12 protein-coding genes and 1 pseudogene are annotated in these 9,282 nt (G+C 61.5%); 6 read left to right on the top strand and 7 right to left on the bottom strand.

From position 1 onward, the window contains the following. Positions 1-79 precede the first annotated feature (79 nt). The 4 genes and pseudogenes from tnpA to BZF57_RS21690 all read left to right on the top strand — a co-directional run. Entirely contained in the window at positions 80-511 is a 432-nt protein-coding gene (gene tnpA / locus BZF57_RS20240; protein ID WP_240506056.1) for an IS66-like element accessory protein TnpA, read from the top strand. Further along, positions 508-855 (top strand): IS66 family insertion sequence element accessory protein TnpB, encoded by a 348-nt coding sequence (gene tnpB / locus BZF57_RS20235; RefSeq protein WP_039335306.1) that lies wholly within the window; start codon positions 508-510, stop codon positions 853-855. Before tnpA ends, tnpB begins: the two co-directional genes overlap by 4 nt. 61 nt (positions 856-916) lie before the next feature. Then, positions 917-2,455, top strand: a complete 1,539-nt coding sequence (gene tnpC / locus BZF57_RS20230; RefSeq protein ID WP_086740929.1) for an IS66 family transposase — start codon at positions 917-919, stop codon at positions 2,453-2,455. Positions 2,456-2,480: 25 nt separating this feature from the next. Then, a pseudogene (locus BZF57_RS21690) lies at positions 2,481-2,633 on the top strand (cation transporter); the annotation flags it as partial. A 22-nt stretch (positions 2,634-2,655) separates the two neighbouring features. Here the strand turns inward: BZF57_RS21690 and BZF57_RS20220 are convergent. From BZF57_RS20220 to BZF57_RS20205, 4 genes are all read right to left on the bottom strand, one after another. Then, positions 2,656-2,979, bottom strand: coding sequence for a YnfA family protein (locus BZF57_RS20220; RefSeq protein ID WP_086741168.1), 324 nt, complete (start codon positions 2,977-2,979; stop codon positions 2,656-2,658). A 210-nt stretch (positions 2,980-3,189) separates the two neighbouring features. Further along, positions 3,190-3,579, bottom strand: coding sequence for a type II toxin-antitoxin system VapC family toxin (locus tag BZF57_RS20215; protein WP_086741166.1), 390 nt, complete (start codon positions 3,577-3,579; stop codon positions 3,190-3,192). Continuing rightward, complete coding sequence (locus tag BZF57_RS20210; protein ID WP_086741164.1) at positions 3,572-3,820, bottom strand: AbrB/MazE/SpoVT family DNA-binding domain-containing protein; 249 nt, start codon at positions 3,818-3,820, stop codon at positions 3,572-3,574. The genes BZF57_RS20215 and BZF57_RS20210 overlap by 8 nt, the downstream gene beginning before the upstream one ends. Positions 3,821-4,179: 359 nt before the next feature. Then, positions 4,180-4,626 (bottom strand): nuclear transport factor 2 family protein, encoded by a 447-nt coding sequence (locus tag BZF57_RS20205; RefSeq protein ID WP_086741161.1) that lies wholly within the window; start codon positions 4,624-4,626, stop codon positions 4,180-4,182. A gap of 77 nt (positions 4,627-4,703) precedes the next feature. On the opposite strand from BZF57_RS20205, the gene BZF57_RS20200 reads away from it, so the two are divergent. After that, a complete protein-coding gene (locus BZF57_RS20200) occupies positions 4,704-5,465 on the top strand; it encodes a helix-turn-helix domain-containing protein (RefSeq protein ID WP_086741159.1) in 762 nt (253 codons plus the stop codon). A 201-nt stretch (positions 5,466-5,666) separates the two neighbouring features. Then, positions 5,667-6,299: a tyrosine-type recombinase/integrase gene (locus BZF57_RS20195; RefSeq protein WP_086741157.1), complete on the top strand. Its 633-nt coding sequence runs from the start codon at positions 5,667-5,669 to the stop codon at positions 6,297-6,299. Between the two features lie 181 nt (positions 6,300-6,480). Here BZF57_RS20195 and BZF57_RS20190 read toward each other — a convergent pair whose 3' ends face one another. From BZF57_RS20190 to istA, 3 genes are all read right to left on the bottom strand, one after another. Further along, positions 6,481-6,768, bottom strand: a complete 288-nt coding sequence (locus tag BZF57_RS20190) for a carboxymuconolactone decarboxylase family protein (protein ID WP_156076279.1) — start codon at positions 6,766-6,768, stop codon at positions 6,481-6,483. Positions 6,769-6,864: 96 nt separating this feature from the next. Continuing rightward, positions 6,865-7,605, bottom strand: a complete 741-nt coding sequence (istB, locus tag BZF57_RS20185; RefSeq protein ID WP_086738086.1) for an IS21-like element helper ATPase IstB — start codon at positions 7,603-7,605, stop codon at positions 6,865-6,867. Between the two features lie 11 nt (positions 7,606-7,616). Further along, entirely contained in the window at positions 7,617-9,143 is a 1,527-nt protein-coding gene (gene istA, locus BZF57_RS20180) for an IS21 family transposase (RefSeq protein WP_162290999.1), read from the bottom strand. Between the last annotated feature and the right edge of the window lie 139 nt (positions 9,144-9,282).

Raw genomic sequence — 9,282 nt, 5'->3', positions numbered from 1 at the left:
GGTAACCGTGGGCTGTAGGCCGCCTTGCACTGTGCGGGATTGATGGGCTGATAGCCGCTCCTTTTTTGGGGCGCCGACGATGGATGATTTCGAAGACGAACGAGCGAGTAGTCATACGAGAGGTCGTATGACTACTCAGATTGAGGTTGTTGGTCGGGTATCCGGCCGGCGTCGCTGGACGGTGGAGCAAAAGCTGGCGATTCTGCGAGATGCGTTTGGGCCGGAGGGTTCGGTCCGCGCAGCGTGCGACCGGCACGAGGTCGGCAGCGGGGCGATCTACACGTGGCGCCGCCAGGCTATGTCGGGAGAACTTGCTGGGGTTCGGCCACCATCGTTGCCGGCATTCTCGGAGGTTGAGATCGCAGATCCGGTCGTCCGCGATGTTGCGCTGCCGGTCCCACCGCGCTGCGGCCAGATCAGCATCGAACTGCCGAAGGGTGTCCGCCTGACCGTGGACGCAATGGTCGATGCCGACGCCCTGGCCCGGGTGATCGCTGTGCTTGGCCGATGATCCCCCTGCCACCCTCGACGCGGGTTTATCTCGCCTGCGGGGCGACGGACATGAGGAAGGGCTTTGACGGGCTTGCCGTGCTGGTCCAGCAAGTGCTGGAACAGTCACCGCATAGCGGCGCGCTATTTGCCTTCCGTGGCAAGCGTGGCGATCTGATCAAGCTGCTCTGGTTCGATGGTCAGGGCATGTGCCTGTTTTCCAAGCGCATGGACCGCGGTAAATTTGTCTGGCCGGTCACGAAGACAGGCAAGGTCAATCTCACGTCGGCGCAGCTTTCCATGCTGCTCGAAGGTATTGACTGGCGCCGGCCCGAACGCACTGCCGTGCCGCTGTTGGCGGGATAAAAAGTCGCAGATTTGCGTGGTTTTTCTGGTGCGGAATGACCCACTTTGCTAGTGGGTCACGGTGTCGGACGCAGCCACTTCCAACCTGGATAAAGATGCCAGGATCGCCGAGCTGGAAGCAGCCTTGGCCGCTCGTGACACGCTGATCGACACGCTGCGTTTCCAGTTGGCGCAGTTGCGCCGCATGACGTTCGGGCAGTCGTCGGAGAAGCTGTCGGCCCAGATCGAGCAGCTTGAACTTGCACTCGAGGAGCTGGAAGGTGAAGCCGCTGTCGCCGATGCCCGCAAAGAGGCATCCGCCGATAGACCCGAACGACCGCCGCCGGTCCGTAGCCTTCCGCCCCATCTTCCGCGCGCCGAGCAGCGCATCGAACCTGAGGCGGGCCACTGCAATTGCCCGGATTGTGGCGGTACCCTGCGCCCGCTGGGTGAAGACAGCGACGAGATGCTCGACGTCTTGCCCGTGCAATGGCGCGTCATCCGCACCATCCGTCCCAAGTACAGCTGCCGCTCCTGCGAGAAGATCGTGCAGGCGCCGGCGCCAGTGAAGGCCATCGCCCGCGGCAAGGCCAGCTTCGCCACGCTTGCCCATGTGGTCGTGTCCAAGTTCGATCACCACCTGCCACTCTACCGGCAAGCCGAGATGATGGCGGCGCAAGGCCTCGATATCGACCGCTCGACACTGGCCGGGTGGGCAGGACAAGCCGCGCATTTACTCGATCCGATCGTTTCCCGGATCCGCGAGGAAGGCCTCAAGGCCGCCAAGATCCACAGCGACGATACGCCCGTGCCGATGCTGGTGCCCGGCAAGGGCAAGACCGCACAGGGACGGCTATGGACCTATGTCGTCGATAATCGGGCCAGCGGATCAACCGCTCCGGCGCTGGTGTGGTACAAGTTCACGCCCGACCGTAGCGGTATCCATCCGCAAACCGAACTGAAGGCCTTCGCGGGTCTCCTCCAGGCCGATGGCTATGCCGGTTACGAGAAGCTCTATGCCGGCAACCGGATCAAGGAAGTGGCATGCTGGGCGCACTTCCGGCGCAAGATATTCGAGAACCACCAGACCAGTCCGACACCGCTGACCACCGATCTGCTTGAGCGGATCGCGGCGCTCTACCGGCTTGAGGACGAGGTGCGGGGACAACCGCCCGATATGCGTCGGCAACGGCGGCAGGAAAAAGCCAGGCCACTGGTCGACGATCTGCGCGCGGCCATCGACGATGCCTTGCGCCGCCTGTCGCCCAAGTCGGCGATGGCCAAGGCGCTCGCCTATGGTCGCAAGCGCTGGATTGCGCTCACGCGCTACCTCGATGACGGCCTGGCCGAGATCGACAATAACGTCGCCGAACGCGCGATGCGCAGCGTCGCGATCGGCCGCAAGAATTGGCTATTCGCAGGATCGAAGGCTGGCGGTGAACGCGCCGCCGCCATCTACTCGGTCATCGAGACGGCAAAGCTCAATGGCATCGAGCCGCAGGCCTATATCGCCGATGTCATCGCAAAGATTGCGGGCGGATGGCCAGCCGCTCGCTGGGACGAGCTCATGCCCTGGCACTGGACTTCCAGCCAGCAGCCGCTGATCGCAGAGGCCGCCTAACCGGCGGCCTTCAGGCCACGCTTACGTATCCGGCGCAAATTGGCCCGATCTTGTGGTCGGTATCGCTGTCGCCGGAATAGCGCTGTATGGCGGTGTCGAGTTCCTTCAGGATGCCCACATGGACGTCCATGATGAGGATGGCACAGAGCATGAGAAGGGTGATCAGCTCAACCTGTAAGAGGCGATCGGTCTTTCCACGTTTAAACTGGGCGCGGCCCCCACAGAATGATCGAAGCCCCTAACAAGCAGATGGCCACTCCAATGGTATCCCAACGATCAGGTTTGATCCCCTCAGCCATCCAAAGCCAAACCAGCGCGGACAGAAGATAAATCCCACCGTAAGCCGCGTAGGTGCGACCAGCATGCTCAGCCTCGACGAACGTAAGAAGGACCGCGAAAAGGCACAGTGACAGAGCGCCAGGGATCAGCCAGATCGGGCTGCGATCAAGGCGCAGCCAAGCCCAGAACGCGAAGCAGCCCGCGATCTCGGCCAGCGCTGCACCGATGAAGATCAAGTAGGTCATCGTGGCGCCTGTCTGACAGGCACGGGCGGGAGTGGCAATCATTCGGATCCCACGGCAGGCTTACACTCAGTTGCGATCACAAGCAGGGTTGGAGCTTGATCCCAGAACCGGCACGGCGGCTTTCGGCGAAAACAGACGTTTTCGCTGATGATCGGCACCGGCTTAGTTTGGGGCGGGAGTGGCCGGAAGGTCTTGGGTCGGAAGCGGAACTTAGCGAAGAACTTCGACGGCGATATCAACGTCGAGTTTGCCCCATGCCCGATCGGTAGTCACTGCAACTGCATTGCACGACTCGGCTGCGCTAAGGCAGGCTCGATCCCCCAAGGACAATCCAACACTTCGCGTCGCAGCACGCAGCAGTCCGGCATGTACTGCCTGACTCTGATCGAACGCGAGCACATCGAAATTCAGCTCTGCAAGACTGGACGTTATGACCTCATCGGGCACACCGCCTTCTTGTAGTTTGGCAACAACCTCAGAAAGGTTGACGGCGCTTATGTGGCTGGCAGCAAGTCGCTCTCGAACCTGATCGCCGCCGTTCTCACCGAGCATCATCGCGAGCACAGCCGAGGCATCGAGCATATAGCGCTTATCACTCATTTTCTGCGGCAGCCCGGCGCTCAGCTATCAATTCGTCAGACAAGCTGCGACCTGGCTCCACATACTTGCGCAACTTCGCCTGAACCCGGGTCACAGCATCGCGATAGGGCCGCACGTGGATTTCGCCATCGACCACTTCGAGCAGCACGGTGTCGCCATCGGATAGAGAGAGCGCACGCCGGATCTCGACCGGCAATTGCAGCCTTCCTCCCGAGACAAGTTTTCCCCGCTGCACGTTCATAAGGCACCTCGCTGTATAGTCGATTGGCTATTACACTTTTTGGTTTTCTGTATCAAGCACAGGGCAATGCACTTGAAATGAGCAAGGCTCGTGCGACCGCATCGGATCGTTCAACGGACACTTTTTGAGACCGACAGCACGTTGCTGATGCAGAGATCAAAGGCTGCCCGGCATGGCGCTCGAAACGCACTTAATTGCCGAGCGGGAATGGCTTAATCTGGGACATTGCTGCCAGTTGAATCTGCGTCGTCGAATGACCGGTTTCGCCAATACCGGTCAGTCGGCTTCAGCCCGGGTTCTGCTGAAAGCCGAAATTCAGCAACCGACCCCATATCGGTCGTCGGGAAGCCAGCTCGGGTTCAGCAGTAACTCGCGTCGGTGTGAGGCGCATGTTCCGCCAGCCAAGCCAGCGCAGCTTGCACGTCATGTTCATACACGTCGTAACAATCCTGCATGGCAATCACCTTGCCATCGCGGAAGCGCCATTGGCCGTGGGCCGAAAAGTGCAGCAGCGGTTTGTCTGCCAGCCGATAGACGCCCATGGCCCGTGCGCTGACGACATCAGGCGCGAATTCGCGGACCCCGACACCAAACCACCAGCGTTGATCGAACTGGCGGTCGAAATTGCTGATCGACTTGCGAAATCCGGCAAGAACCTCGTCCGCGCCGTGGAGGTGGCAGGCAAATGGAGCGCCCGAGACCGTGTAGGTGACGTCATCCGCCAGCAGCGGCCGCAGCGAGCTCCAGTCGTCGCTTTCGATTGCCATGTCGAAAGCGGAAATCCAGTTGCGCCAAAGTTCGATCATTTTCGTTTCCTCCTTGGGAGGAGGAATGGCGCGCAAAAGTAATCGACTCAATTACCTCAACGTCATATTCGCCTGCCATGGCATTCGGCTCCGCTCTTGCCCGCCTCAGGCGCAGCCGCAGTTGGTCGCAGGAAGAGCTTGCGCACCGTGCAGGCGTTTCGCAGCGCCATCTCAGCTTTCTGGAAACGGGGCGCTCACTTCCGGGGCAGCGAAGCCTGCGGCGCCTGATCGAAGCCTTGGCTCTGCGAGGGTGGGAGCAGCGATCCTTGCTCGAGGCCCTTGCGCCATCACCATTGCCAATCTCCGCGCCCGCCCCGGACGGCGCTATGGTCGAATATCTCACCGAGCAGCTGTCACCATGGCCAGCTTATGCGTTTCGGCCGGATGGGACCTTGTTGTTTGCCAATCGTGCCATGACCGACCTGTTTAGGTGGGCGGCACCCGGCGAAAACCTTTGGCAGATCACAGCCCCGCCGGAGGGGGCCAATGTTTACGATCTTGCGCTTCACCCCGATGGCTTGGTGCGCTGGATGGATAACCCCGGAGAGGTCGTGCCTGAAACCATCAGGCGCTTGAGGATCGAGGCCGCCAACGATCCCACGATCATGCCGGTCGTCAAGCGGGTCGAAGCCTACCCTGCGGCGAAGGAAGCAAGCCAAAGCGAAACATTGCCGCCGTCAGTGCTGATCGAACGATATCGGATCGGCGAGCGCCTGATTTGCGTCATTCCGGTGGTCTCCCATCTCGCATCACCGGGAGAAATTGAGCTGGACCGTTTACGGATAGAAGTTTTTGTGCCCGCCGACCCTGAAAGCGAGAAGGTGATTTTGCGCAGGTAAGCGCTGCTCTGCGCATGGCAGCTTACCACCCAGCTTCGGTCATAAGCGGGCGCGCTTCGCGATCCCCAAAGCTGCCCTTTTGCATTTGCGAGTCGCAGGCACCAGAGTCCGTTATCACGCTGCCTTTAAAGCGCAAAGGCGATGTGGCCGGGTCGTTGCCCGTTCTTTCCTCTTGGCCAATCAAGGCCATGGAGAAAGATGATGACCTACTCACACCTCGACCCGGCCATGCAGAAGCGGGTCTCGTGGAATGCCGGCAGAACCGTCGGCACCAAGCGGCCGCTCACTCAGAAGCAGATTTGGGCGATCCGGTTCTTCCTTGATCGCGAGGAGCGGCTCCGCGACCGAGCCCTGTTCGACCTCGCGATCGACAGCAAGCTGCGGGGCTGCGATCTGGTGAAGCTCAAAATCGGCGACCTTGTGGCGGGATCCGAAGTTCGTGACCGAGCAATGATCATTCAGCGGAAGACCGGGCGGCCCGTGCAATTTGAAGTTACCGTGGACGCCCGCACGAGCCTGGCAACATGGCTGCTGCGACGGGGTGGCTCCATCGATGATTTTGTGTTCCCAAGCAGGATCCATTCCGGCCAACCGATGAGCACGCGGCAGTATGCTCGCCTTGTTGATGAATGGGTCACTGCGGTCGGGTTGCGGCGTGAGGACTACGGCACTCATTCCATGCGGCGCACCAAAGCGGCCATGATCTACCGGACAACCGGAAATCTGCGGGAAGTCCAAATTTTGCTGGGCCACTCTAAGATCGAGAACACAGTCCGGTATCTCGGGGTCGATGTGGAGGATGCTCTTGTCTTGGCGGAACGCATCGAGATCTGACAATGCTGGCGGCCGTCGGGCGAGCTCCGATGGCCGCTTTTGTCGATGTCCGACGTTCACCGAACCGGCAACAAGTGGGTGATGGGGTGGACGCCCCCCGACGGCATCGATGTGCCATAGTGGAGGTGTTGATCACCACTAGGAGGAGGCGTCCAAACGGCACGGCCTGCGTCAATCCGGCTTACTCTGCTGAGCTTGCCAACGGCTTCTGCCAGATGAGGCGCGAAACTTGCGCATCGAGCGGTGTGCCGGCGATCGAATTCGTGAAATTGCTCATCGTCTTGATTGCTATGCCCAAAACGACCTCGAGTGCCTGTTGAGTCGTAAATCCGGCCGCTAGGAAAGCTTCAAGGTCGGCGGCAGTGGCCTTGCCGCGGTTCAGGATCATAGTTCGAGTGAACTGGCGCAGTGCTTCGTGGCGCGGATCTGGCAGGCGACTACCGCTGCGGATTCCGACGATCGCGCGCATGTATTCCGATCTGATGCCGCGCAGCGTTCCGCTTTGATCGCGCGCAGGTGAAGCACCTGATCGTTGGTATGTTGTGGCACTATGCTTTGCCGCGGGTCAAGCGGCTTGAGCGGCGATGCTTCGCCGCATGGATTCCCCGGATAGCTCGAGCCTGTGGGCGTTGTGGACAAGCCGATCGAGGATGGCATCGGCGTAGGTCGGATCGCCGATGAGATCGAACCAGCGCGCGATGGGTAGCTGGCTTGTTACGAGCGTTGAACGGCGCCCATAGCGATCCTCGAGGATCTCCAGCAGATGATGGCGGGCATTGCCATCGAGCGGCTCAAGCCCCCAGTCATCGAGGATGAGCAGGTCCACGCGGGCCAGGCTCTTCATGCGCGCAGCAATGCGGCCATCGCCCTTGGCAAGCGACAGCTCGTCGATCAACCGCGGCAGGCGGGTGTAGAGAACCGAGCGATTGTCACGGCAGGCCTGATGCCCGACGGCGCAGGCCAGCCAGCTCTTGCCGACCCCTGCTGGTCCGATAATCGCACAGTTCTCATGGGCAGCGATCCAGCTGCCCTTCAGCAGCATTTCGAACAACCGCCGATCGAGCCCGCGGGCGCTGCGATAATCAACGTCCTCAGGCACGGCTTGGTGCCGCAGCTTTGCCTGACGCAGGCGCAGGGCGAGGCGCTTGTCATTGCGCCATGTCGCTTCATGATCGAGCAGCAGCGCCAGCCATTCCGCGTGGTTCAGGCTGGCGGCATCGCCATTGCCATCCAGATCCGCAAAGGCTTGGGCCATGCCGATAAGGCCAAGCTGGTTCAACTGATCAAGTGTGGGGTGTTTGAGCATCCTTGCTCCTTTCAGTGGTAGTATTGAGAGCCCCGGATATTGTCGTGCAGGATCGGCTCGCGCTCCGGGGCTTTGGACACGGGCACCTTGTCGAGCCCCTTTTCGAGGATCGATTTTACAGACGGATAATTGCGCGCGCCGATCTCCAGCGCGCGAAGCGCAGCCGCTTCAAGGCGCTCAGCGCCGAACCGCTTGGACAAGCCGATGATCCCCAGGCACGAACGGTAGCCTTGCTCGGGATGCGGCCGGTCCTCGATGATGCGCGCCATCAACAGCGACAGCATCGGGCCGATCCGGCCCGCCTCCTCCTGGATCTTTGCCGGTGTCCAGTCGAGATAGCGCCGGTGGCTCGATGGCATGTGCTCGGGCACGGTCGTGTGCCGACCATTGCCACTGCCGCGCATGTGCACCGCGATCCGCTCGCCGCCGAGGAAGATCTCGACGCTGCGGGCCGTGTAACGCACCTCAACCTCGCGCCGCGCGTAGCGGTGCGGCACCGAGTAATGATGCTGCTCGAGCGCGATATGGTAATCGAGCCCAACCCGGCAGCGCTTCCATTGCGCATGAACCCATGGCTCCGGTGGCAGCGGCTTCAGGTTCGGCGCATCGACCTCCTCGAACAGCTGGCGGCGCGTGCGGCCGAACTGGCGAAGCACACGGCGCTCATTCAGATCAGCAAGGCACTCGGCAATGGCAGCGTTGAGCTCGGCCAGGCTGTAGAAGATGCGATTGCGCAGACGGCCCAGCACCCAGCGCTCGACGATCCTGACACAGGCCTCAACCTTCGCCTTGTCCTTGGGCCTCCTCGGCCGTGCCGGCAGCACTGCCGTCCCGTAATGCCGAGCCATGTCCGTGTAGCTGCGGTTGAGCATCGGATCGAAGTGGCAAGCCTTGATCACCGCGACCTTGGCATTGTCGGGCACCAGCAGCTGCGGCGCTCCGCCGAAGAATGCGAAGGCAGCATTGTGAGCCTCGGCCCAGTCAGCAAACTGCTCGGTCCAGGTCGCACACGCAAACGACAGGCTCGAGCCGCCCAGCACCGCGACGAACAGATGCGCATCGCGGATCTCGCCGGTTCTGCGGTCTACCACCACCGGCACCGTGTCGCCCGCATAATCAACGAACAGCTTCTCACCGCCGGCATGGCTCTGGCGCATCACCAGCGGCAGCCGGCCTTCCCAGCGCCGGAACAGGTCGCACCACCGGCTGTAGCGATAGCCGTCGGGGTTCGCCGCGTGGTATTCCTCCCACAGGATCTGCAGCGTCACGTGCTTGCGCTTCAACTCGCGCGCCACCACCGCCCAGTCGGGCTCAGGCAACTTGCGGCGCCCGGGCTTCACCCCTGGCACGCCGTAGAGCCGGGACTCCAGGTCGCTGTCCGTCATTTCAGGCTGCACTGGCCAAGTCAGACCCGACCGATCGAACCGCCGAAGCGTATCCCGGACCGTCGTCGGTCCGACCCCGACCCGCTCGCCAACCACCCGCGTCGAAAGCCCGCAGTCCAGACTCAGACGCAAAATCTCGCGCACATGGCGCATCGTAACTCTCCTCGTCGGCATGCATTCCTCCAACCGTTATCCGGTCGAAAGAATGCCCCAACGATCAGGTGAGCCTCACCTCAAACTGCGCGCGATCATATCGGAATGCTGCGCGCGCAATTCTCGGAACACCGCGCGC

The sequence above is a fragment of the Erythrobacter colymbi genome (genome assembly GCF_002155685.1).
GTDB lineage: Bacteria > Pseudomonadota > Alphaproteobacteria > Sphingomonadales > Sphingomonadaceae > Erythrobacter > Erythrobacter colymbi.
This window is presented reverse-complemented; position numbering and strand designations above follow the sequence as displayed.

Coding starts and splice junctions, on each gene's coding strand:
- istB (WP_086738086.1), bottom strand. CDS start 7,605: ATGCTCAAACACCCCACACTTGATCAGTTGAACCAGCTTGGCCTTATC.
- istA (WP_162290999.1), bottom strand. CDS start 9,143: ATGCGCCATGTGCGCGAGATTTTGCGTCTGAGTCTGGACTGCGGGCTT.
- BZF57_RS20195 (WP_086741157.1), top strand. CDS start 5,667: ATGACCTACTCACACCTCGACCCGGCCATGCAGAAGCGGGTCTCGTGG.
- BZF57_RS20200 (WP_086741159.1), top strand. CDS start 4,704: ATGGCATTCGGCTCCGCTCTTGCCCGCCTCAGGCGCAGCCGCAGTTGG.
- tnpA (WP_240506056.1), top strand. CDS start 80: ATGGATGATTTCGAAGACGAACGAGCGAGTAGTCATACGAGAGGTCGT.
- tnpB (WP_039335306.1), top strand. CDS start 508: ATGATCCCCCTGCCACCCTCGACGCGGGTTTATCTCGCCTGCGGGGCG.
- BZF57_RS20215 (WP_086741166.1), bottom strand. CDS start 3,579: ATGAGTGATAAGCGCTATATGCTCGATGCCTCGGCTGTGCTCGCGATG.
- BZF57_RS20220 (WP_086741168.1), bottom strand. CDS start 2,979: ATGACCTACTTGATCTTCATCGGTGCAGCGCTGGCCGAGATCGCGGGC.
- BZF57_RS20205 (WP_086741161.1), bottom strand. CDS start 4,626: ATGATCGAACTTTGGCGCAACTGGATTTCCGCTTTCGACATGGCAATC.
- BZF57_RS20210 (WP_086741164.1), bottom strand. CDS start 3,820: ATGAACGTGCAGCGGGGAAAACTTGTCTCGGGAGGAAGGCTGCAATTG.
- BZF57_RS20190 (WP_156076279.1), bottom strand. CDS start 6,768: ATGCGCGCGATCGTCGGAATCCGCAGCGGTAGTCGCCTGCCAGATCCG.